Origin of the sequence: Spirosoma oryzicola (genome assembly GCF_021233055.1) — a bacterium.
Lineage (GTDB): Bacteria > Bacteroidota > Bacteroidia > Cytophagales > Spirosomataceae > Spirosoma > Spirosoma oryzicola.
The window spans coordinates 939769-962364 of the sequence record NZ_CP089538.1 but is presented as its reverse complement, the minus strand read 5'-3'; the positions used below and the strand labels follow the sequence as shown (position 1 = coordinate 962364).

At 49.6% G+C, this 22596-nt stretch carries 19 protein-coding genes; 10 read left to right on the top strand and 9 right to left on the bottom strand.

Translation table 11 applies throughout. The features are described from left to right. Nucleotides 1–36: 36 nt before the first annotated feature. Entirely contained in the window at nucleotides 37–453 is a 417-nt protein-coding gene (locus LQ777_RS03970) for a 6-pyruvoyl trahydropterin synthase family protein (protein WP_232561226.1), read from the bottom strand. A gap of 268 nt (nucleotides 454–721) precedes the next feature. On the opposite strand from LQ777_RS03970, the gene rfaD reads away from it, so the two are divergent. After that, on the top strand, nucleotides 722–1687 hold the full coding sequence (gene rfaD, locus LQ777_RS03965) for an ADP-glyceromanno-heptose 6-epimerase (protein WP_232561225.1): 966 nt from the start codon (nucleotides 722–724) through the stop codon (nucleotides 1685–1687). 182 nt (nucleotides 1688–1869) lie between these two features. Here rfaD and LQ777_RS03960 read toward each other — a convergent pair whose 3' ends face one another. Next, nucleotides 1870–3462 (bottom strand): S8 family serine peptidase, encoded by a 1593-nt coding sequence (locus tag LQ777_RS03960; RefSeq protein ID WP_232561224.1) that lies wholly within the window; start codon nucleotides 3460–3462, stop codon nucleotides 1870–1872. 134 nt (nucleotides 3463–3596) lie between these two features. On the opposite strand from LQ777_RS03960, the gene LQ777_RS03955 reads away from it, so the two are divergent. Beyond that, a complete protein-coding gene (locus tag LQ777_RS03955; RefSeq protein ID WP_232561223.1) occupies nucleotides 3597–4892 on the top strand; it encodes an aminopeptidase P N-terminal domain-containing protein in 1296 nt (431 codons plus the stop codon). Between the two features lie 82 nt (nucleotides 4893–4974). Here LQ777_RS03955 and LQ777_RS03950 read toward each other — a convergent pair whose 3' ends face one another. From LQ777_RS03950 to LQ777_RS03940, 3 genes are all read right to left on the bottom strand, one after another. Beyond that, nucleotides 4975–5595 carry a TetR/AcrR family transcriptional regulator gene (locus LQ777_RS03950; protein ID WP_232562793.1) on the bottom strand — a complete coding sequence of 207 codons (621 nt, stop codon included), beginning with the start codon at nucleotides 5593–5595 and terminating at the stop codon, nucleotides 4975–4977. Nucleotides 5596–5759: 164 nt separating this feature from the next. After that, complete coding sequence (locus LQ777_RS03945; protein ID WP_232561222.1) at nucleotides 5760–6203, bottom strand: WapI family immunity protein; 444 nt, start codon at nucleotides 6201–6203, stop codon at nucleotides 5760–5762. Nucleotides 6204–6348: 145 nt separating this feature from the next. Beyond that, nucleotides 6349–6780: a WapI family immunity protein gene (locus LQ777_RS03940; RefSeq protein WP_232561221.1), complete on the bottom strand. Its 432-nt coding sequence runs from the start codon at nucleotides 6778–6780 to the stop codon at nucleotides 6349–6351. 199 nt (nucleotides 6781–6979) lie between these two features. Here LQ777_RS03940 and LQ777_RS03935 point away from each other — a divergent pair, with 199 nt between their 5' ends. The 4 genes from LQ777_RS03935 (at nucleotide 6980) to LQ777_RS03920 (ending at nucleotide 10766) form a co-directional block, all read left to right on the top strand. Beyond that, nucleotides 6980–8188, top strand: a complete 1209-nt coding sequence (locus LQ777_RS03935) for a saccharopine dehydrogenase family protein (RefSeq protein WP_232561220.1) — start codon at nucleotides 6980–6982, stop codon at nucleotides 8186–8188. Nucleotides 8189–8297: 109 nt separating this feature from the next. Then, a complete protein-coding gene (locus LQ777_RS03930) occupies nucleotides 8298–9020 on the top strand; it encodes a hypothetical protein (RefSeq protein ID WP_232561219.1) in 723 nt (240 codons plus the stop codon). Nucleotides 9021–9096: 76 nt separating this feature from the next. Continuing rightward, on the top strand, nucleotides 9097–9882 hold the full coding sequence (locus LQ777_RS03925) for a hypothetical protein (RefSeq protein ID WP_232561218.1): 786 nt from the start codon (nucleotides 9097–9099) through the stop codon (nucleotides 9880–9882). Nucleotides 9883–9944: 62 nt separating this feature from the next. Further along, nucleotides 9945–10766 carry an energy transducer TonB gene (locus tag LQ777_RS03920; protein ID WP_232561217.1) on the top strand — a complete coding sequence of 274 codons (822 nt, stop codon included), beginning with the start codon at nucleotides 9945–9947 and terminating at the stop codon, nucleotides 10764–10766. Here LQ777_RS03920 and LQ777_RS03915 read toward each other — a convergent pair whose 3' ends face one another. Continuing rightward, the gene (locus LQ777_RS03915) at nucleotides 10767–12449 is read right to left on the bottom strand and encodes an amino acid permease (RefSeq protein ID WP_232561216.1); all 1683 of its coding nucleotides are present in this window, start codon (nucleotides 12447–12449) and stop codon (nucleotides 10767–10769) included. Nucleotides 12450–12648: 199 nt separating this feature from the next. Here LQ777_RS03915 and gldA point away from each other — a divergent pair, with 199 nt between their 5' ends. Continuing rightward, a complete protein-coding gene (gene gldA, locus LQ777_RS03910; protein WP_232561215.1) occupies nucleotides 12649–13569 on the top strand; it encodes a gliding motility-associated ABC transporter ATP-binding subunit GldA in 921 nt (306 codons plus the stop codon). Between the two features lie 146 nt (nucleotides 13570–13715). Here the strand turns inward: gldA and LQ777_RS03905 are convergent, their stop codons facing one another. Next, nucleotides 13716–14249 (bottom strand): DUF4136 domain-containing protein, encoded by a 534-nt coding sequence (locus LQ777_RS03905; RefSeq protein ID WP_232561214.1) that lies wholly within the window; start codon nucleotides 14247–14249, stop codon nucleotides 13716–13718. A 121-nt stretch (nucleotides 14250–14370) separates the two neighbouring features. Next, entirely contained in the window at nucleotides 14371–15411 is a 1041-nt protein-coding gene (gene aroB, locus LQ777_RS03900) for a 3-dehydroquinate synthase (RefSeq protein ID WP_232561213.1), read from the bottom strand. Nucleotides 15412–15508: 97 nt separating this feature from the next. On the opposite strand from aroB, the gene LQ777_RS03895 reads away from it, so the two are divergent. Together LQ777_RS03895 and LQ777_RS03890 are read left to right on the top strand one after the other, a co-directional pair. Further along, the gene (locus LQ777_RS03895; RefSeq protein ID WP_232561212.1) at nucleotides 15509–16768 is read left to right on the top strand and encodes an MFS transporter; all 1260 of its coding nucleotides are present in this window, start codon (nucleotides 15509–15511) and stop codon (nucleotides 16766–16768) included. Nucleotides 16769–16916: 148 nt separating this feature from the next. Beyond that, nucleotides 16917–17825 carry a manganese catalase family protein gene (locus LQ777_RS03890; protein WP_232561211.1) on the top strand — a complete coding sequence of 303 codons (909 nt, stop codon included), beginning with the start codon at nucleotides 16917–16919 and terminating at the stop codon, nucleotides 17823–17825. 82 nt (nucleotides 17826–17907) lie between these two features. On the opposite strand, the gene LQ777_RS03885 is transcribed toward LQ777_RS03890, so the two are convergent. After that, complete coding sequence (locus tag LQ777_RS03885; RefSeq protein WP_232561210.1) at nucleotides 17908–19050, bottom strand: pyridoxal phosphate-dependent aminotransferase; 1143 nt, start codon at nucleotides 19048–19050, stop codon at nucleotides 17908–17910. Nucleotides 19051–19428: 378 nt separating this feature from the next. Between LQ777_RS03885 and LQ777_RS03880 the strand changes: the two genes are divergently transcribed. Next, complete coding sequence (locus LQ777_RS03880; protein ID WP_232561209.1) at nucleotides 19429–22596, top strand: SusC/RagA family TonB-linked outer membrane protein; 3168 nt, start codon at nucleotides 19429–19431, stop codon at nucleotides 22594–22596.

Below are 22596 nucleotides of genomic sequence, written 5' to 3'. Positions count from 1 at the left end.
CCGTAACGATCAATGACCACGAATGACAATCATTGCCTATTCTCCGAAATAATCGACAAAATTTTTCGGTGTTTCGTACAGTCGAAGTTGGTGCAGATGCGCTTCGGTTACGGGAGCCAGTGCCCGCTCGAGAATTTTCCAGATCTCCATGATAAAGATTTCACAACTGGCCATTTTGCCTTGCATAAAATCAACATCAAGGTTTAGGTTTTTGTGGTCAACTTTCTCGATGACTTCGCGCTTAATAATATCGCCCAGCACTTTTAAATCAATGACGAAGCCGGTGTCGGGATCGGGCTCTCCTTTTACCGTCACAATTAATTCAAAGTTGTGGCCATGCCAGTTTATGTTGGCGCAAGGACCAAAAACTTCCTTATTCCGCTCCTCAGACCAGGCCGGATTGTAGAGCCGGTGGGCAGCGTTGAAATGTTCGATTCTGTTGATATAGACCATTTTTCTGGTTTAGATGGGGCGGTTGCCAGAAACGCCGATTTGTAAAACAAGCCGCAAAGGTACGAACTCTTTAGGCGTTATAAAACCATTTGCCAGCAGAAAGAGTTCGAGTTTAGCGCTTAGGTTAAAATAAGAAAAATACAATTTAATCCTAAAAAACGCTATTCCTTTGTTCGTTTTAAATGCTGTATCTTTACACCCTCTTTCACTTCGTCCCGGCCGAAACTTAATTTATTATCGCAGTTAATACGTTTACTCCTAGCATTTTATGATTATTGTTACGGGGGCCGCTGGCTTTATCGGAAGCTGTTTAATCAGCAAGTTGAATCAGGAAAATTTCAATTTTATCATTGCTGTCGATGACTTCTCAGACCCTCTTAAAGAAGCTAATCTGACGGGTAAACGCATCCAGGAACGGGTTGACCGCGAAGAGTTTTTCAGTTGGCTGGACGATAACTATCAGGAAGTCGAATTTATTTTTCATATCGGTGCGCGTACCGATACGACCGAATTTGACCGGGAGATTTTCGAGCACCTGAACGTCGAGTATTCGAAGCAAATCTGGAATCGCTGCATCGACTACCAGATTCCCCTCGTATATGCGTCATCGGCGGCAACCTACGGCTTGGGCGAGTTTGGTTACGACGACAACGAATCTGTAATCCCGCACCTGAAACCGCTAAATCCCTACGGCGATTCGAAGAACGAGTTCGACATCTGGGCGCTGGAACAGGAGCGTAAACCTTTCTTCTGGGCCGGATTGAAATTCTTTAACGTCTACGGTCCGAATGAGTACCACAAAGACCGGATGGCGTCCGTAATCTTTCACGCGTACAACCAGATTGGTCAGACGAGCCACATGAAGCTGTTCCGCTCACACAATCCCGATTTCACGGACGGTGGGCAGATGCGTGATTTCATTTACGTGAAAGATGTTATCAATGTCTGTTCATTCCTAATGCATCACCGCCGTAACTCGGGCATCTATAACCTGGGTAGCGGCAAGGCTCGAACCTTCCTCGATCTGGCGACTCTCACCTTCCGCGCGATGGGTAGCGATCCACAGATTGAATTCATCGATACCCCCGTCGATATTCGCGATAAGTACCAGTATTTCACGCAGGCCAATATGGCCAAGCTTCGCTCCATTGGCTATGATCGCCCATTCTGTACATTAGAGGAAGGCATTTCAGACTACGTAAAAAATTACCTGAAAGAAGGGAAGTATTTATAAGTATTCGCCAAGCTGTCTCAACGCTGTTTATAGAAGCCTCGGTTTACTTTTTTCAAGACAGAAAGACGCTCTGCAATAGAGCAACAAGCTAGCCTGGGTTACTGCGCGTGAAGCAATAGTTCAGGCTAGCCTCGTAAAGTTAGTTGATGAGGTAATAGACGCCTTTTACTCTTCGGGCGATTTTATTCCCAGATCACTTCGATTACTTCTTTTTTCAGATCCACGGTTGTCTGCTTTTCCGTTGCCGACCGACGAAGCGCCAGCTTCCCGTTGTTAACTTTCATGGCTTCCTGCTGCAAGATATGCGTCGCATCTTTTTTGTGAAAAACGGACACAACAGTGTCATCGGTAGAAACCGGTAACGAGAACGATTTACCCGACGCTTTCACGGATCGGGCCGTGGGTGGCAAGGGTTGGTTGCGCAGTAAAGCAATAGCCCGCGAAGCCTGAGGGACGCCATACCCCACATAATTATTGCCGTACGGGTATAAGTGCGACGACTTCTCGATAATAGCCATCACTTCCTTATTCGTCAGTTTGGGATTTGCCTGCATGATACAAGCCGCAAAACCCGTAATCACCGGAGCCGACAGGGACGTTCCATAAAGCGAGAAGCACGAAACATTGGGTTTCAGATAAGGTAGACTCTCCGGGCCAATGCTGCTGTAGCCAATACGATTCCAAAGCTTGGCGTTAGTAGCGCCAATCGCTAATACCCCTTGCGCATCGGCGGGTGTGCTAATGATGCGCCACGAGCGGTCGTCGCCCTCGTTACCAGCGGACACGACAATTAAAATTCCTTTCTTATCAGCGGCAATCTGCGCGGCCCGGCTAATGAGGCTTGTGTGACCGTCCATCTGACTCGGCTGGTAGTTTTCCTTTGGGTTGCTCATGCCTTTGGCGTAGCCCAGCGATGTGTTGATGAGCCGAACGCCAAGACTATCCATCCATTCCATCGCAGCTACCCAGTTATCCTCTTCTCCTCGGTATTCGCGATTGCCCTGATCGGTTCTCGCCAGATAAAACGTCGCATCGGTAGCCAGACCGTACTGCGTTTTTTCAATAGGATCATTACCCGCAATGGCGGCCAATACTTCCGTACCGTGAAAATCGGACATGGTTTCGAGCGTATGAAATAAGTCACCGCGCGTCTTTTTGTCATTCACGTAATCGCGGACTCGCTTTACCCCGTCACGCGTAAATACATGCTTCAGCGCATTCGCCGAATCAGCGCCAAAAAATCCGGCGTCGATAACACCAACGTTCACGAAACGGCCTGTCAATCCAGCCTGCATAAAATCAGGTGCCTGAATCTGCGTCATCACTGGTGCCATGTGCGGGCTGATACCCTGGTCCTGCCCCCCTATTGATGTAATGATAATTGCCGGATCAATCGCCTGAATGCCTGCGACAAAAGGTAAGGCCGCTACCCGAGCGTACTCGTCAGCCGAAAGCCGGGCCGACACCGCGTTTAACCAGCGTGATTGCGTAATCGACTGAATACCTTCGTGTTGTAAACGGCTAACGTAATGAGCAGAAACCGGTTGATCTGTATCGTCCAGCGGTAGATTCTGCGACCGTCTCCGTAATAGAGCGGCTTCCGATAAGGCGGGCTGAGTACCTTGATCTTTAGCGTTGAACAGAATCCAATACTTTGGTTTATCGGAGTTTTGTTTACTCGTGTTTGGTCCAGTTGGTTGGGGCGACGACACCCCCGAATTCGCCTGAATCAACAGGGCAACCAGGCAAATGAATGAGGTTAAGCGAAACGTCATGAACGAATGAAAGCCGTTAAACGTGTTTTGTAGTAAGCGTTGTATAGAAAGCTAAACGCAAAAACACGCGAAAACTCTTATAGCTTTGAGTTTTCTTTGCAATTTAGTTAGAAAAGCAGTTTCAACGTCCCCATATGCGATACTTGCCCATTGACAACCAACTATTCGTTCACAACCGCCAGCGGCTTGCCCAGCTCCTGAAACCAAAATCGCTGGTGGTACTGAATGCCAATGACATCCTGCCGACCAATGCCGATGGCACGATGACCTTTCGCCAAAACAACGATTTATTTTACCTGACCGGCGTTGATCAGGAAGAAACCCGGCTTGTTTTGTTCCCAACGCACCCGGACCCGAAGTTTCGGGAGGTCTTATTTCTGCGCGAAACCAGCGAGCTGATTGAAATCTGGGAAGGGCATAAACTGACCAAAGCGGAAGCCGAACAAACATCGGGTATTTCGCAAAAGCAAGTTTACTGGACGCATCAGTTTGAGCAGATCTTCCAGCAAATGATCTTCGAAGCCGAACATGTGTATCTGAACACAAACGAACACACCCGTGCTACCGTGGACGTGCAAACCCGCGATGCCCGCTTCATCGAAGAATTTAAACAGAAATACCCATTGCACCATCTGGAGCGGTTGGCTCCGCTGATGCACTATCTACGGGCTATCAAGCAGCCGCAGGAGTTACCACTTATCCAAACAGCCATTGACATTACGGACAAAATGTTCCGTCGGTTGCTTGGTTTTATCAAGCCGGGGGTGTGGGAATACGAGATTGAGGCCGAAATGATGCACGAGTACCTGCGCAACCGATCGCGGGGGGCCGCTTATTCACCGATTATTGCGTCGGGAGCCAACGCCTGCGTGTTGCACTACATCGACAACAGCCAGCAGTGTCAGGACGGTGATGTGATTCTGCTCGACATTGGTGCCGAATACGCGAATTACAATGCCGATATGACCCGTTCCGTTCCTGTCAATGGCCGATACACGCAACGCCAGCGGGCAGTGTACGACGCCGTACTACGTGTTATGAGAGAAGCGACACAGATGCTTCGTCCGGGAAATCTTTGGGATGAATACCACCGTGAAGTGGGCAAAATCATGGAGTCGGAATTGATTGGCCTTGGTTTGCTTGACCGTAGTGAAGTAGAAAAGCAGGACCCCGACGCACCGTTGTACAAAAAATATTTCATGCACGGCACATCTCATTTTCTGGGACTCGATGTACACGATGTCGGCAACAAATACCGCCGAATGGAGCCGGGTATGGTCTTTACCGTTGAGCCAGGCATTTACATTCCAAGCGAAAAGCTAGGCATCAGGCTTGAAAACAATGTGTTGATTACCGAATCAGGCAACGTAGACCTGATGGCGAATATTCCGGTTGAAGCAGCGGAAATTGAGGAATTGATGAATGCGTAATGTTGCTTAGTTTGTCGTTTATACGGTATGTCCTGTGTTTGTTAACCAAGCGTTCATACCGTATAAACGACAAACAGTAAAGCTATTTCGCTTCCACTTTTTTGGTTTCTTCCAGCTCGAGTGCAATACTCAAGCTCGAATAAATACGACGGACTGCGGTTTCCAGACGTTCCCAGCCCGCGTCGGACGTTAAGTCGATATCAACAATGTGGTCGCGCTGGGTGCTGGTCAGCACAATGTTCGTTACGGCGGCAACCATCAGGCTTGTTATAGCGATAGGGTCATAGTCGGAGTACGGTGCCAGGCGATCAACCAGTTTTTTGTACGAATTATCACGAAATTCAGCCAGTCGACGGGCCAGTTCAGTTTCGCCATTGCTCATCTCCCAACGGATAAGCTCCTGCGATGGCTTGCGAGTGCGAAACTCCCGCATAAACTGGATCGTATACTCCGACCATATTTTACTACGCGTTTCAGCGGGAAGTTTTTCGGGTACAGACTCCATAAACTTCTCGTTGAACATTGACAGGAAGAAGCCGCGTTGGACATAAGCTTCTAACAATCCATTCCAACCGCCAAAATACCGGTAGATGAGCACTTTATTAACACCTGCTTTTTCGGCTACAGCGTTAATACCAGCCTTCTCGGTTCCCCGTTCGGCCATTACATCACCCATCGCCCGCAAGATGCGCTCCATAGTCATCTGACGGTTCCTACGCTTGACAATTTTCATTTCGTTAAAGTTTTTGTGTTAAAGAGGGATAAAGATGTCGTTGGATTTCGCGAAGAGACCAACAAAGAAATCTACTGAATTCTCCATCTGGCGACAAATATGAAAATAACTAATGATGTTACCAAGCAATAATCTTACCAACGTACAGGAAATTCCGAAAATTGTTGCTCTAATTGCCTGACAGCCTCAGCAACTTTGAGTTTGGGGATTACTACGGGGAGCCAAAAAGGGGAATAAGGGTCGTGATGCCATACCGGAGCCACATCGTGGGCCAGCTTGACCTGAAGTAAATACTCATTAGTACCTGCCGAAAGGCACTCGATGCTCAGAGAAGGCTGGGAAAAAAGCAGCCGTGGCTCAGGCCGTCCTGTTTTGTGCAGATGCCGTAACCACTTGATCAGCAAGTCAATTTCGTAGGTGTAGATAATAGCAGCGGTAGATACTGATCGGTGATGCTGCCAACCAGACCGAACGGCTACCTGCAACAAATTCCGATCAGCAACCGAAACGCTGGTAGAAGGATTGCTGTAGTTTAAAAGATTTAGCTCAAAAAAGCTGCTTTGGCCAACCAAAAGCATAAGCTCAGGGTCTATTTAGCAAGACATGAAAACATGAGCGTATCTAACGCCATGTATATACGTCAAAAGTAGATCCGAACGTATAGAAAGCAAAACTTAACAAGCTCGCGTACTTACAAAAAGGTTTCTCTCTGGGCAGTTTGGTCTACCGCTCCGGATACGTAGCCAGCTGTCCCGACAGATCCCGGATCGCTTCATCCAGTTGTTTTCGGTTGAGCACCATATCCATTTCCAGCGGAAAATCGGGGTAAGGATGCCAGGCTGGCGTCAAAGCATGGTCCAGTTGAATCTGCAACCGATATTTATCACCGGGCAACGCCGTCGCGTCAAGGCTTAGCCCAGACTGAGAGAACGTCAGGGTAATATGATTGGCTGCTTTGTGCGAGAGCGAACGCAAGCCGCTCAGCAGACGCTGAACCTCCCACGTTTGCAACGGGGTCGCCTGCGAATCGTGGTGCTGCCGCCAGATCGTTGATACCTGGCACTGCAAATTGTTACGTTCGCGCCAGTTTGTGGTCTTGGCACCATAACCCACTATGGAAAATTCGAAAGAGCCGGCAGAAGAGATAAATTTCATAATAAAGAGCAGCTTACAACAGCTTAGTAAGTTAATAAACAAATAAACCGGCAGTTTGTTTGCCGACAAATTCGTCAGCGAGTAATTAGAGGTAGAGTGAAGTCGTCCGCTAGTCCGGTTTGTGCGAGATCACAATCTATTAACCGACTCTCTGCCCGACTTTCTTTATCTTTGCGGCCAAAAATCTGATCATAACAATATGGCAAATGTGCTCATTATTGGAGCGGGCGGAGTTGGTAGTGTCGTTGCGCATAAGTGCGCAATGAACAACGAAGTCTTCACGAATATAATGCTGGCTAGTCGCACCAAGTCCAAATGCGACCGAATTGCAGCCGAAATTCAGGAGATGCACGGCGTAACGGTGCAGACGGCTCAGGTAGACGCCGATGTCGTTGCGGAAGTGGTATCGCTCATTCGGTCGTTTAACCCGTTTTTGGTTATCAACGTAGCCCTACCCTATCAGGACTTACCGATCATGGATGCCTGTCTGGAAGCGGGTGTTCATTACATGGACACGGCAAACTACGAACCTAAAGATGTCGCTAAATTTGAGTATAGCTGGCAGTGGGCTTACAAAGAGCGGTTTGAACAAGCCGGCTTAATGGCCCTGCTGGGCTGTGGCTTCGACCCCGGCGCTACGCAGGTGTTCACGGCTTATGCCAACAAGCATCACTTCGACCGGATGGATTACCTGGACATTGTTGACTGCAACGCCGGTAATCACGGAAAAGCGTTTGCGACGAATTTCAACCCCGAAATCAACATTCGCGAGATTACACAACCGGGTCGTTACTGGGAAAATGGTGAATGGGTCGAGATTCCAGCCATGAGCATTCACAAGCCAATCGATTACCCCGAAATCGGTCCGCGTGAGTCGTATGTTCTGTATCACGAAGAATTGGAATCGCTGGTCAAAAATTTTCCGACGCTGAAACGGGCGCGGTTCTGGATGACCTTCGGACAGGCTTACCTGACCCACCTCGAAGTGCTGCAAAATGTGGGAATGACCCGCATCGACCCGGTGAAATTCAACGGAATGGACATCGTACCGCTTGAATTTCTGAAAGCGGTTCTACCAGCTCCCGACACGCTTGGTGAAAACTATACGGGTCAGACCAGCATCGGCTGCCAGATCAAAGGCGTAAAAGACGGTGCTGACCGCACGTACTACATCTGGAACAACTGCGATCATGCTGAAACCTACCGCGAAGTGCGGGGCCAAGCCGTTAGTTACACGACGGGCGTCCCGGCCATGATCGGCGCTATGTTGATCGTTACAGGCGTTTGGCTGAAACCCGGCGTCTGGAACTGCGAAGAACTGGACCCAGATCCGTTCATCGAGCAAATGAACAAGCAAGGTTTACCGGTCAATGAGCGCGTCGATGTACCGCTGCCGCACGAGTATTAGTGCCTGATCGCTTGCATTGAAAGCCGTGCTATGGTTATTTTGAGTGACATCAGAAGCCTGGCACGGCTTTCTGTTTATTATCATTTCGAACGCTACTGCGCTGTAACGTATGAACTATCTATCCATCTGCTTTCTGGTCGTGCTAAGCGAAGTCGCCCGGGCGCAGGCAGTCACTGACCCTACTGTTGACCTGCGTCTTAACAACCTGAACAACCCGTCTACCGGACCGCTGATCTTCAAGGTCGATGCCCGCTACGAGGGTCAGCACGGGTCGCCTTACTTTTTGCCCGGTTGGTCCAACGGCCAGGTTAGCCTGCGCGATGGTCGCCAGTACAAAGATGTACCGCTTAAGTTTGATGCTTACCGGCAGGCGCTGCTCCTCCTCCGACCTAAATCGGGTAATGATTCGATCATTATCGACCGCCAGACCGTAAACCGGTTTTTGTTGACCACTTCCAACGGACAACCGTATTTGTTTAGCCGATACCCATCAGCTAAAGTCACTGACAATGACGTAAAAGACGGCTATTTTCTAATCTTGTACGAAGGAAAAACAGCCCTGCTTAAGCGAATTGCAAAAACATTCAAGCCCGCTGATTACAAAGGCGGCTACTCGGCAGACATACGGTATGATTCGTACGGCGACGCGTTCTCCTACTATCTGCTCAAACCGGATCAGACATTAACCAAGATTAAACTCTCAAAAAAAGCCTTTCTCGACGCGCTGAGCGACAAAGAAAGCGGCCTCAAAGCGTTTATCGATCAGCAAAAGCTTAGCTTCAAATCGGAAGAAGACGCGATAACGCTTGTTAAGCAGTACGATAGTTTATAAAATAGGCTAACTCGGCTTTATTAATTGCTATTTATTTACTGATTAGTTATATTGAACAGTAATTATTCCTATCCCCATGAAATTGTTGCTGTTCCCTATGTTGCTTGCGCTTCTGTACACAAATGCAGACGCCCAGATCCGCGATACAACAAAAACAAAAAATCGGGGTGTAGTAGTATTGAACCCAAATACCCGGCGCAACGGCTACGAAACCTTCTCCAATAGTGATCAGATTGTTGGTGCTGGAACAGGGCCAACAACGGTTATTACCATCGATCATCGATACGAAGGATTACGCGGAACGCCGTATTTTTTGCCAGCGTGGCACAAAGGGCAAATTGAAATGACAGCTGGGCAGAACTACACGGAAGTGCCGATTAAGTTTGACGCCTTTCGCCAGCATTTGATCCTGCTGCGGACGTGGGTCGGTAACGATTCAATCATTGTCAACGCGGATCAGGTGAAGTCGTTCCGATTAAACGATAATGATGGTCAATCGTACCTGTTCAAACGCTTGCCAGCCGTTAAAACCGATGATGAAACATTAAAGGAAGGGTATTTCCTAGTTCTGTACCAGGGTAAAAGCGCACTTCTGAAACGGGTTCTGAAGCGATTTAAGCAAGCCGATTATAAAGACCCTTATTCGACCGGAGTACGCTACGACTCATTCAAGGATGTTTATTCGTATTACATTCTGAAACCTGACCAAACGCTGAGTAAAATCAAATTATCACAGAAAGCCTTGCTCGATTCGCTGGGCGACCATAAGAACGCGTTAAAAGCTTATGTGAAGGCCGAAAACCTTTCTGTCAATACCGAAGCGGATGCAGTGCTCGTGATGAAGCAGTACGACAGTCTGTAGAGCTGTTATGGAATTCAGTATAGCTGGCCATCTATGCGGTATACACCAAACCGCACAAGGTCATGCATCAATCCAATGCGACTGCACTTACATTCGACGAGATCATTTTTCAGACTCGCAACCAGGCATACGGCGCTTTCAACTTACGCCAGACGTACCGATCAACGCTTACCCGCGCGCTGGGGGTCGGTATTGGCTTGTTTGTAATCGGTTTGTCGGCTCCCGTTTTATACAACCGGTTCTGGCCAAAAAATCTGCTGGCTGATCAGCACGTAGAAACGGAAGTTACGCTGACAAAACTAGCGGAGCCGCCCGTCGAACCGCCGATTCAATTGCCACCCGTGGAGCAGGCTCCCGCCGTGAATACGGTTCGTAATTTGCCACTGGTGGTCATGCCCGAGGCAGAGGTCGTGGAGGAAACCTTACCCCCAACAACGGACGAGCTTCAGAACGCAACGTCTGGCACCCAAACCGCCGAGGGAACCGGTGATGTGGAAGTGATTACCGCTCCCGAAGCCAGCGCTCCTACTATCGTTGAACACGCACTCGAAGTCGCCCCAAAGACAGAGGAAATTTTTATTGGCGTCGAGCAGCAACCCGAATACCCCGGCGGCCTCGAAGCGATGCGTAGCTTTTTATCAAAAAATTTACAGTATCCTCGCTCGGCGGCTTCGGCAGGTGTTTCGGGTCGTGTTTTCGTGAGCTTCGTGGTCAATTCCGACGGTAGTCTCACGGACGTACAGCTTCTGAAAGGAATTGGCTTCGGCTGCGATGAAGAAGCCATTCGGGTTGTTCAGAAGATGCCCCGCTGGAAACCGGGGAAACAGTCGGGCCGCCCGGTCCGGGTTAAGTACAACTTGCCCATCGCTTTTACACTGGAATGATTACACACCGACGCTATCTTCCTGCTTCGCCAGCTTGCTTCTTCGAAATCCGTACGAGAAATAGATGACCAAGCCAATAGCAAGCCAGATTCCGAAGATCTGCCAGTTACTTGCGCCAAGTTCGGTCATCAGGTACAGGTTCGTTAAAATGCCGATCACAGGAAGCAGCGAAAAATTATGCCGGAATCCCTGCACGGCTAGCACCACCCACACGCCCCAGAACACAAACAGGAGTGGTTTGCTTTCGAGGGTTTCCAGCAAGTTGGACCCCGTCAGCGAATAAGTGAAGGCGGCTAGCAAAACCAAACCAATGATGTATTTCCCGTTTACGTACGGAACCTTGAACTTGGACTGTGCCGATAATCCTTTCGCATCCAGAAACAGGATACCTGCGCAGACTAGAATAAACGCGAAAAACGTCCCTACGCTCGTCAGATCGACAAAAAACTTAAGATCCATGAACATGGACGGAATAGCAACGATAACGCCCGTAATGATGGTCGCAAAGGATGGGGTTTTGAACTTGGGGTGGATAGTGGCAAATCGTTTCCAGAGCAAACCATCACGGCTCATGGTCATCCAGATGCGCGGCTGGCCGAGCTGATACACAAGCAACGCGCTGGTGATGGCAACGACGGCGCTTACGGATATGATACCGGCCACAAAATCGAGGTTGACTTTCTGGAACACGTACGCGAGAGGATCGCTTACCCCCAGCTCTTTGTAATTGACCATACCGGTCAAGACCAGCGTAATTAACACGTACAGAACCGTACAGATGGTCAAACAGTACAACATAGCGCGGGGCATGTCGCGTTGTGGATTTTTACACTCTTCGGCGGTCGTTGAAATGGAATCGAAGCCAATAAAGGCGAAAAATACCGATGCGACCCCACTCAGTACACCCGACATGCCGTTTGGCGCAAAGGGCGACCAGTTGGCGGGTTTCACGTAAAAAGCCCCTACGCCGATTACCAGTCCGATAACCGCCAGCTTCAGTACAACCAGAATATTGCTGGCCGTCCGCGATTCTTTAATACCGATGTAAACCAGCGCCGTAATCAGGACGGTAACGGCTCCGGCGGGAAGATTAGCGATCAGTTTCAAACTACCGAGTGCGGGGGCATTTAGGTACGCATCAGCCAGCAGCCGTGTATTTTCAGGGATCTCGCTCAGGGCCGTACCACTTTGTTTTGCCTGCTGAACCAGTTCGAACGCGGCAGTTGCCGAGCCGTAATCGGTCGCCAAATATTTAGGAAACGTAATACCGAAACCGCTGAGCATGGACGTGAAATATTCGGACCACGAAATCGCCACGACCATGTTACTAACCGCATATTCCAGAATCAGCGCCCAACCGATTACCCAGGCAAAAATCTCACCGAACGCGACATATGCGTAGGTGTAGGCACTACCGCTCACGGGTACTGTGCTGGCAAACTGTGCGTAACTAAGCGCCGTAAACACGCAGGCAATTGCCGTAAAAACAAAAAGCAGGGACACCGCGGGTCCGCCGTTGTAGCTGGCCAACCCGATTGTACTGAAAATACCAGCACCAATGATAGCGGCAATACCAAACGACGTCAAATCACGAACACCCAGTGTCTTTACCAGCTTGCTCGACTCGCCCTCTTCGGCATCGCTCAAAATTTGCCGGACGGTCTTTTTGCGAAAAATGGACATGTACAGGTTATAAAAAACGGTGTCTATTCCCGTTAAACGCTAAAAATAGAAATTCTTTCCGGTTTTTTGTACGTTGCTTTCACATTCAATACAGGACTTTGGACGTTAGATACAGGATGTTGGACAATACACATACTATCGGCAACAGTCCTGTCTGTAGCATCCGCCTTGGTCAGTTGTCCAATAATTCAGCGATACCATGTCCATTCGAGTTCAGAACCTTACGAAAGAATACAATAGCCAGCGGGCTGTCAACCAGATTTCGCTGACCGTACAGCCGGGCGAAATTGTCGGCTTCCTGGGACCCAATGGTGCGGGAAAATCGACCACCATGAAAATTGCCACTGGCTACCTGCCCCCAACCGATGGCACGGTCGAAGTGAATGGCTTTGACGTGCGAACGAACCCGATGGACGTCCGTCGGAGTGTAGGTTATTTACCCGAGCACAACCCACTTTATCTCGATTTATACGTCAAGGAGTACCTGCGCTTTGCGGGTTCCCTCCACGGTCTACATGGCGCAAACCTGACCCGGCGCATTTCCGATATGATCGACCTGGTTGGTTTAGGACGCGAGCAGCATAAAAAGATTGGACAACTGTCAAAAGGGTACCGGCAGCGGGTTGGCTTAGCCCAGGCCCTGCTTCACAACCCACCCGTACTAATCCTAGATGAACCAACAACGGGTCTGGACCCAAATCAACTAGCTGAGATTCGTCAGGTGATCCGTGAAGCCGGTCGCGACAAAACCGTACTTTTCTCCACGCACATCATGCAGGAAGTCGAAGCCGTTTGTGACCGTGTCGTCATTATCAACCGGGGTCAGATTGTCGCGGATGGCTCGTTGAATCAGCTGAGAAGCGCATCAGCGGGAGAAGGTGTAATCGTTGTCGTTGCCGAGTTTGAAGATGAATTAGCCAGTTCTGATGTACTGACGACTGTCACGGGAGTGCAACGGGTAGAGCCGCTAGGCCAGGGACAATACCGGATTACAGCCGTCGCGAACACCGATCTACGGGCATCAATTTTTCGACTGGCCGCCGACCAGAACCTAACACTTGTTGGCTTGCGTCAACAGGAAAACTCATTGGAAGGAATCTTTAAAGAACTCACCAAGTAACGCGGTGACGTGGTATACCGACATCCTGTCCGCAATAGAAGAACTGTCCTATAGAAGAACGAGTAAGCGTATGGAATGCAGAACGGCGAGACAGTGTGTCTCGCCGTTCGTTTGTTATCGATATACGAACACTCTGTTCGCGTTGCTTATTTCACCGTTGCCATCAAAGGATACTGGTCGAAGATAGATCGAACGATCCCTTTGAAATAATTATTCTTGAAGTTCGGATTACGCATCATCTTCGACGCGTAGCCTTTCCAGATAACCTGATACGACTCTGCGTCGATCAACGAAATCATCAATGTTCCTTCATCCAGGTTGTAATCAATACGCTTGTACGTTGCATCATCATCTTCCCGAACCACCCAGTCTTTGATAACCGGCTGTTGATAGCCCCGGAACCGCAGGTCGGAACGGAAGATGTTATACGAGATTAGCAGGTTCGGATTGCGGTTGCTGACCCGGTAGCCACGTGCTTCCATCTGGTGACGGATTGCATCCTGGATATCGGAGCAAAGCAACGTTGAATCGACAAATTCACACTCTAAAAAATTAAACGATTCGTAGTTCTTGAAATGGCCCTCGTAGCTATAATCATGCTCCACAAACAACCTACTGGGCGAACAGCCCGCCATAGCCACAATAGCTAGTACAAACAAAACACCAACGCACTTTTTCATACACCAGCTCGTAAAAGTTTTTTCAATGAAATACTAGGAATAATTAGTAGCGGAATCAATCTTCTGGTCGAACCCAAATATAATCGTAAATGTTTGGTAAGCAACTGGATATTGCCAAATTTTAATGCTTATTTACCCCCCGGTAAAACTCGACCCCACGGCGCATTTCGGCAGCGGTAACCGACACATCGAATGCACAACTGCCGGGTCCATCCAGCAGGGCCATGCGAACCTGATTTCCCCGGTTTTTTTTGTCCTGCAACGTAAGCGCCAGAATCGGTTCAATGTCTGCATCAGTTAGTCGGATATTTCCATATACGGCAAACACGTATTCTTCGATTTGAGTCAGCAAATTTTCGTCGATCATCTTTTTGTGAAAAGCGATGTACGCTTCGGCGACCATACCCACCGCAATGGCTTCACCGTGTAACAGCCGCTTCCGGGGTTGGGTCAAAAAGTAGGTTTCGACGGCATGACCCAGCGTATGGCCGAAGTTCAGAATTTTACGTAGTCCCTTCTCCGTCGGGTCCTGCTCCACTACCCGCTGCTTTACCGCAACCGAGTGAGCGACCAGAGCCGACCAGTCCTGTTCGTCGAGATCGCGCCGACGAATTTCGTCCCACATGGCCGCATCGGCAATAAGACAGTGTTTAATAATCTCGGCAAAGCCCGAACGAAGCTCGCGTTCGGGCAGCGTAGCCAGAAACGCCGTATCGATCAGTACCGTATTGGGTTGCTGAAATACCCCGATGTGGTTTTTAAAACCGCGAAAATCAATACCGAGTTTACCGCCGACACTGGCGTCAACTTGCGAGAGCAGCGTTGTAGGAACCTGCGCGAAGGCAATACCGCGCTTGTAAGTAGCCGCGCAGAAGCCGCCCATATCCCCAATAACACCGCCACCGAGATTGATGACCAACGCATGACGGTCAAAATTAGCGCGCGTCAATGCATCCCAGATCAATTCACAGGTAGCAATGTGTTTTTGTTCTTCCCCGGCCTTGATCCGAACGAGTGTGTGCTTGGGTAGCACCGCTTTTAGGTCGGGATAGCAGAAACGGAAGGTATGGTTGTCGGCGATGACAGCAATGGCCGAAAAATCGTTAGCGTCTAAGAAAGCAGGGAGGCTTTCAGCGAGTGGGGCAATCGTTACAGTTGACATGCTGTAAAAATACGGTAGCCAACGGTAAGTATTTTTAATCTCAACCGAAATTATAGCTTTGTAACTCCTAATAAACTTAACCTACATCGATCTATTCATGAAGTTCCGTCACCGTGTGCTGAGCGGCCTGTTCTTGCTATCTACCATTACTTACCTCGACCGGGTTTGTATGAACGTGGTAAGCAAATACGTCAAAGCCGATTTAAATCTTGATAACCAACAATTTGGCTACATTCTAGGCGCGTTCTCATTGGCCTACGCTTTGTTTGAAATGCCAACGGGTTCTCTCGGAGACAGGATTGGTCCGCGCCGGGTTCTGACACGAGTGGTGGTGTGGTGGTCGGCTTTTACGGCACTTACCGGTACGGCCTTCAACTTTCTGTATCTTCTGGTAATTCGATTTCTTTTCGGTGCGGGTGAAGCCGGTGCCTATCCCAACGCATCCATCGTCATTGCCCGCTGGTTTCCAACTGTTGAGATAGGCCGGGCGCAGTCGGTTATCTGGGCTGCCGGACGATTGGGCGGGGCCTTGACGCCGTTGATTGTCATCCCGTTGGTACACTGGGCGGGTTGGCGCTGGGCTTTTGTTATGCTGGGTGTTGTCGGCGTTTTGTGGGCGATTGGCTGGTTTATTTCCTTCCGCGATGAACCAGCGGCCCAGCCTGGAATCAGCGACGAAGAAGTTCGGGAAATTGAGAAGGGGCGTAAGATCAAATATTCGGATCACCAGATTCCCTGGAAAGCGATTCTGCGAAACCCCGACCTGTGGGCGTTGATGCTAATGTGTCACCTGTTCTTCTACGGATCGTACTTTTTTACGAACTGGTCGTCGGTTTATTTTCAGGAAGGTCGTGGCCTGACCGAATCCGACACAAAGACGTTTATCTCGCTCTCCTATTTCCTGGGTGCTGTAGGCTGCCTGCTGGGTGGCGCGCTGAGCGATTTACTGAGCAAACATTACGGATTGAAATTCGGGCGTCGGGTCGTCGGTATCGGTGGCCTGGGATTGTCGAGTTTATTCTTTCTGCTGGCTGGACTCGCCACCAATAACCAAACAGCCGCCTACTTGCTCGCTCTGTGTGTATTGCTCAAAGATCTGGCGTTACCCGTTGCGTTTGCCGTATGCGTCGATATCGGGCAGCGTAACGCAGGTATTGTGGCCGGTGCCATGAACTTTGCCGGGCAACTGGGTGGCTTTTTCATCACCATCCTGTTTGGCATCATCGTCGAGCAAACAAAGAATTTCAATTACCCACTCTTCATGATCTCGGGTTGTCTGCTGGTAAGCGCCCTGCTCTGGCTCCGGATTGATCCTACTAAACCGGTAACCCTCGTAAAAAGCGAGCCAAACGCGTAACACCCCATATTGTTTGTAAAACGCTGATTATTATTCGGTTTAAGGCCGTTTACTTACAACCTTCACTCATTAACCGTTTAATCTAACTAATCTCTATAGATTGGGTTGGTATTTAGGAAAGCAAATCGCTCCCTAAAACCACAAGGCTATGATTCTAAAAATGGATCAGCTCCCTATCGAGCTACCAGTTCCCACTAATCCCTCTGCCAATAACGCAGCGGCTGTTCAAGAATTACTGGGTGGCAAGTTTGGCGAGATGTCGACCCTGATGAACTACACGTTTCAGTCGTTCAATTTTCGGGGTCGGAAGAAGCTGCGGCCTTTCTACGATCTGATCTGTAGTATTGCCGGGGAAGAATACGGGCATATTGAAGTCGTAGCTTACACAACCAACCTGCTGCTGACAGGTACCAGCAAACGAGGTATGGACCCGACGACGACCCCACTGGCGAACGGTGTGGATGCGCGTAACACAAGCCATTTCATTGCCAGTGGTCAGTCAGCCCTTCCGATGGATTCGATGGGACGATTCTGGTCTGGTGAAAACGTGTTCAACAGCGGTAATCTCAAGCTGGACTTACTGCACAATTTCTTTCTGGAGTGCGGAGCGCGGGCCAACAAAATGCGGGTTTACGAAATGGTCGATACCCCAACGGCCCGAACGATGGTCGGTTATCTGCTGGTTCGGGGAGGATTGCACGTAGTTGCTTACGCCAAAGCGCTGGAGAAATTGACTGGTGTGGAGGTGACTAAATTGCTGCCCATTCCGGACTTGAGTAATGACAAGTTTCCAGAAGCGAAGAAATTCATGGAGCAAAAGTTGCACCTGCAACTGTATACCTTCAGCCAGAACGATTACAAGCAGGCGGGTCTGATCTGGAATGGTCCGCACCCGGAAGATGGGCAGGAGTGTGTCGTTATCGAAGGAGCTATTCCCGGCCATACACCACCCGATCTGGACGAAGAACCGCAACTCAACGCTCCCGGCGCCGACGACTTCGATCCGCAGATGTTTGCGGATATGGCGAAAAAAATGGGAATCGATTATAAATACTAAGTGTCAGACTATAGAAAAGGCTGGAATCAAGGAAGAGGGTTATGCCTCCTTCTCGATTCCAGCCTTTCGTTGTATCTACTAGCTACGAGATGGTTTTCAAACCATCCGCAAACGATTTCATCTGGTCCATCGTCCCGAGACTAACCCGGCACCAATATTGCCCGTCAAATTTCCATTGACGGATACTTACGCCCTGGTCCATCATGCGACCAACAAAATCCTCGCCCTTCATCCGAATTGGGAACATAACGAAGTTCGCGCCCGACGGCAACGGCTCATAGTTATGCTGCTTTAACACACCGTAGAGATAATCTTTTGACTCCTGCGTTTTTCCCAGCGAGAATTTGATAAAATCTTTGTCCTGTAAGCTAACCATGGCTGCCCGCAAGGTAGTCATGCTCAGGCAGCCCCCCCCCGTCGCAAACTTGCTGATTTGCTCCAGTAGCTCAGGCTTGGCAATCATGTACCCCGTCCGCAGACCAGCAAAACCGTGTACTTTCGAGAAGGTCTTGGTAATAATGACGTTGCTCCCTTTCTTGACCATATCCACCATCGTGTAGGCTTTTGGGTCGGGAGTATAGTCGATGTAGGCTTCGTCAACCAGAATCGGCGTTTTGGCTCCTACAGCTTCGCAGAAGGCCCGTAGTTTGGCAGGGTCTACGGTGATGGCCGTTGGGTTGTTAGGATTGCAGAGGTAAACCATCCCGGTCTGGCTCCCCACCCGTTCGTTCAGCTTGTTCAGGTTGATGTCGTACCCATCGGCAGCCACGAGCGGCACTCGATCCATCGTGATGCCGTGCTTTACCGCCGAACGAGGTAGCGCATCGAACGTCGGATCGGGGGCAACAATCGTGCGACCAGCATTTGGTCGGTAAGCTGCCCAAAGCGCAGCCGCCGTCAGCAACTCACCCGAGCCAGCACCCAGTAACACATACTCCTCCGGAACGCCTTCTGTATCAGCTACCATCTTGCGAAATTGCCGGGCGTACTCCATCGCGTACAGGTATCCATCGGGAGCCGCTTCCGTGATGGTTTTAAGCGCCTTGGGCGAAGGACCATACGGATTCTCGTTTGCCGAAAGCCGCGCCTTCAATGCACCACTTTTGGGGGGAGCGTAGCCCGCAGGTACTTCTAATTCTGGTTCGCAGAAGGCAGCCGGAGCAGCAGCCAGACTTAGTCCCGATAATACACTGGCGCGGAGCCAGTCTCGACGGTTGATTGACATAAGTGAGCGTTGATAGTAAGACAAAAGGGATGTTGAAACTATGTATGAATACGTTGATTAATTGGCGGCATAGTCTGCGATCAGTCAGTTATAAATCTGTTCGCAAAGCTTGCCTAAAGGCATAAACACCAACGCAACAAAGATAGATAACTACTTAAAAAATCAAATATTATTCTGATTTAATATTTTTATACGCAATAAAATTCTACCAAATACATATTAAGTAAAATTACCGATAAAGATGAAAGTCTATTTTTTCATTATATAAGTCAAAAAAAGATTTCTGTAAGCCAATTCTTACCAGTTAGTTGCGTCTTTGTCTTTTTTAGGTCAATTTTGAGGTAATTTTCTTTACTATTTTCTTAACCTTTTCTGCTTATGCAATCATTTATACGCAGTTTCTTGCTGCTGTTGATTGGGTTATCAGTGATGACAGGTGCCTATGCCCAAGATCGGATGATCACGGGGAAGGTCACGTCAGCCACCGATGGTACAGTATTACCCGGAGCAAACATCCAGGTTAAAGGCTCAAGCCGGGGAACGACAACGGACGGGAACGGGAATTACAAAATCTCGGTCGGTCCAAACGCAACGCTGGTTGTCAGCTTGATTGGTATGATAAGCCAAACCGTTGACGTTGGTTCCAAGAATCAGGTAGACGTTAGTTTGGCAGAATCGTCGTCAGAACTAAACGAAGTTGTAGTAACGGCATTGGGTATCCGCCAGGAAAAACGCAATTTGGGCTACTCGGTTGGCGAAGTAAAGGGTGCCGATATTTCCAATGCCCAGCGCGATAATTTTCTGGTCGGGATGCAGGGACGCGTGGCGGGTCTGACCATGACCACCACCTCGGGAACCCCCGGCGCATCGGCCTCGATTCAACTGCGGGGTGCCAGCTCGATTGGCGGCAACAACCAACCTTTATTCGTAGTAGACGGTCTACCCATTGATAACCGCACGTTTAATCAAGGCGCGCTGGTGTCGAACCGGCCCAACCGCGACAACGATTACCTGAACCGGGCGGCTGACATTAACCCTAACGACATTGAAAGCATTACGGTCCTCAAAGGCCCCGAAGCAGCCGCTCTTTACGGTATCGATGCCTCGTCGGGAGCCATTGTTATCACAACGAAAAAAGGAACGAAAGGTCCCGGTCGCGTAACGTATGACAACCGCTTTCAGAGCACAGAAGTATATCGTTTTCCCGAAGCGCAAACTGTATACGGACGAGGTACACAAAGCTATAGCAACGCAAACGCGACGACGTACTTCGGTCCAAGATACGCAGCTGATGCGCCCATTTATGACAACGTGCGGAGCTTCTTCAAAAAGGGGTTTACGCAGGTTCACAATCTGGGTATCGAAGGGGGAAGTGACAACGCAACGTACCGCTTATCGACCAATTACACCAATCAATCGGGCGTAGTACCCACTACCGGCTACAAACGTCTGTCAGTACGACTAACCGGAACGGCTAAAATTGGGCCTAAGCTAGACGTGATGAGTTCGTTCAACTACGTAAATACGCAGGTTGACAAGGCCATTCGCGGAAATAACGGCTTTTTGCTGGGTCTGTTGAGCTGGCCAGCCAACGACGACATCACCAATTACCTGAACCCCGATGGAACACGACGGATTTTGCTGGGAAGTATCAACCAGGGCGAAGCGGACAACCCCTTCTTCTCGGTCAACAAGAATAGAAACGGCGATATTACAAACCGGACCATCAGCAACTTTCAGCTCAATTACAATCCGACGGCGTGGTTAAGCCTGACAGGGCGTTTCGGAGCGGACATTTATTCGACTCAGAGCAATTTGTTTCTGAGTCCTGAATCGTGGCAGGGAACCGACGTAACGCTCGGCGGTTATTCGACCCGAGGGTCAGTTGAAAATGCGCTCGAAAACAGCCAGCTACTGAACGCTAACTTCCTGGCCACGCTGAAGAAAAACTTCGGCAAGCTGAGTACATCGCTACTATTGGGTACTACCGTCGATGACCGTAACTACAAGGTTACGACGGCGTACGGCGAAAAGCTGTATCTGCCTGACTTTAATTCGGTTAACAATACAGACCCGACTACACAACGCAACAAATACACACAGACCATGCAGCGCTTGCAGAGCGTGCTGGGAAGTCTGACGCTGAACTACGACGACTTGCTAATTCTGACCCTGACAGGACGTAATGACTGGTCGTCGACGCTACCAGCTGCCAACCGGAGCTTCTTCTACCCAGCCGCTTCCCTGGCCTTCAATTTCTCGGATCTGCCTGCTCTGAAAAACCGGGGAAACACATTCTACTACGGTAAGCTACGAGCCAGTTACGGACAAACCGGACGCGATGCACCACCGTATCAGGTTAATTCGACGCTGGTTCCGCAGACGACAACGGGCGGTGGTTTTGCCTACGGTTTTTACGGGAGCAACCCAAACTTAAAACCAGAGCGGGGCGAAAGCTACGAATTCGGTACCGAGTTGATGTTCTGGGGCGGTCGGTTCGGTCTTGACTTTGCCTACTACAACAAAACGCTGTCACAGCAGATCGTTACGCAACGGCTGAGCTACGGCACGGGCTACATCTTCGGGCTGCTCAACGGCGGTACGTTCAATAACCAGGGGATTGAGCTGCAATTGAAAGGGTCGCCGATTAAGAAAGCCGATTATGGCTGGGACGTGATTCTGAACTTTACGAAGTTGAACACCGACGTAAAAAACCTGCCCGCTGACGTACCGGAATATTATAACTCCGACACCTGGGTGTACCTGAACGCTCGTTCTAGTGCGTTTGTCAACAACTTGCCGAATTATTTCCCCAGTACCAACCCAGCGTACCGAAGCTACAACTTCGACTACTATCAACGGGGCAGCGGTTCGGCTACAGCGATTGGGGGCTACAGTTACGCGCGGAACAAAAACGGCGACATCCTGATCAATCCGCTCAACGGATTGCCCATCACCAACACGAACTTCTTGCCCATCGGCGATCGGAACCCCGATTTCTCGATTGGTCTGACAAACTCGTTCCGGTACAAATCGCTGAGCCTGTCGTTCCTGCTCGACATTCGGAAAGGGGGCGACGTGTTCAATGGTACAGCGATGTACCTCTGGCGGAATGGCTTAAGCAAGAAATCGCTCGACCGCGATACACCCGTAACGTTCAAAGGCGTGCTACGCGACGGCAAAGAAGATACCGACGCGCCAACGGCCAACACGATACAGGTTATTCCATCTCTTCGCTCAGCCGATTATTACAACTCGATTCCCGAATCGGAGTTCGTCGAAAAAGACATCAACTGGCTGCGGCTGCGCGATGTGACGATCAGCTACGTACTACCTTCTTCGCTTTTGAATGGCAATAAGGTATTTAAGCAGGCCAGCGTTTTTGTGAACGGTACGGATCTATTCCTGCTGACCAATTACACGGGCGCTGACCCGAACGTAAACGGTACAACGGCAACCTCCGGGGGCGTTGGCGCGGGAGGTATCGACTACGGTACACTGTCTGTTCCTCGCGGTTTGTCTGCCGGTTTCCGGATTGGATTCTAA

Bases quoted from the DNA above. Each gene is read 5' to 3' on its own strand.
- LQ777_RS03920 (WP_232561217.1), top strand. From the start codon at position 9,945: ATGCATCAATCCAATGCGACTGCACTTACATTCGACGAGATCATTTTT.
- LQ777_RS03890 (WP_232561211.1), top strand. From the start codon at position 16,917: ATGATTCTAAAAATGGATCAGCTCCCTATCGAGCTACCAGTTCCCACT.
- LQ777_RS03955 (WP_232561223.1), top strand. From the start codon at position 3,597: ATGCGATACTTGCCCATTGACAACCAACTATTCGTTCACAACCGCCAG.
- LQ777_RS03940 (WP_232561221.1), bottom strand. From the start codon at position 6,780: ATGAAATTTATCTCTTCTGCCGGCTCTTTCGAATTTTCCATAGTGGGT.
- LQ777_RS03935 (WP_232561220.1), top strand. From the start codon at position 6,980: ATGGCAAATGTGCTCATTATTGGAGCGGGCGGAGTTGGTAGTGTCGTT.
- gldA (WP_232561215.1), top strand. From the start codon at position 12,649: ATGTCCATTCGAGTTCAGAACCTTACGAAAGAATACAATAGCCAGCGG.
- aroB (WP_232561213.1), bottom strand. From the start codon at position 15,411: ATGTCAACTGTAACGATTGCCCCACTCGCTGAAAGCCTCCCTGCTTTC.
- LQ777_RS03930 (WP_232561219.1), top strand. From the start codon at position 8,298: ATGAACTATCTATCCATCTGCTTTCTGGTCGTGCTAAGCGAAGTCGCC.
- LQ777_RS03945 (WP_232561222.1), bottom strand. From the start codon at position 6,203: ATGCTTTTGGTTGGCCAAAGCAGCTTTTTTGAGCTAAATCTTTTAAAC.
- LQ777_RS03960 (WP_232561224.1), bottom strand. From the start codon at position 3,462: ATGACGTTTCGCTTAACCTCATTCATTTGCCTGGTTGCCCTGTTGATT.
- rfaD (WP_232561225.1), top strand. From the start codon at position 722: ATGATTATTGTTACGGGGGCCGCTGGCTTTATCGGAAGCTGTTTAATC.
- LQ777_RS03895 (WP_232561212.1), top strand. From the start codon at position 15,509: ATGAAGTTCCGTCACCGTGTGCTGAGCGGCCTGTTCTTGCTATCTACC.
- LQ777_RS03905 (WP_232561214.1), bottom strand. From the start codon at position 14,249: ATGAAAAAGTGCGTTGGTGTTTTGTTTGTACTAGCTATTGTGGCTATG.
- LQ777_RS03885 (WP_232561210.1), bottom strand. From the start codon at position 19,050: ATGTCAATCAACCGTCGAGACTGGCTCCGCGCCAGTGTATTATCGGGA.
- LQ777_RS03950 (WP_232562793.1), bottom strand. From the start codon at position 5,595: ATGACTATGGAGCGCATCTTGCGGGCGATGGGTGATGTAATGGCCGAA.
- LQ777_RS03880 (WP_232561209.1), top strand. From the start codon at position 19,429: ATGCAATCATTTATACGCAGTTTCTTGCTGCTGTTGATTGGGTTATCA.
- LQ777_RS03925 (WP_232561218.1), top strand. From the start codon at position 9,097: ATGAAATTGTTGCTGTTCCCTATGTTGCTTGCGCTTCTGTACACAAAT.
- LQ777_RS03915 (WP_232561216.1), bottom strand. From the start codon at position 12,449: ATGTCCATTTTTCGCAAAAAGACCGTCCGGCAAATTTTGAGCGATGCC.
- LQ777_RS03970 (WP_232561226.1), bottom strand. From the start codon at position 453: ATGGTCTATATCAACAGAATCGAACATTTCAACGCTGCCCACCGGCTC.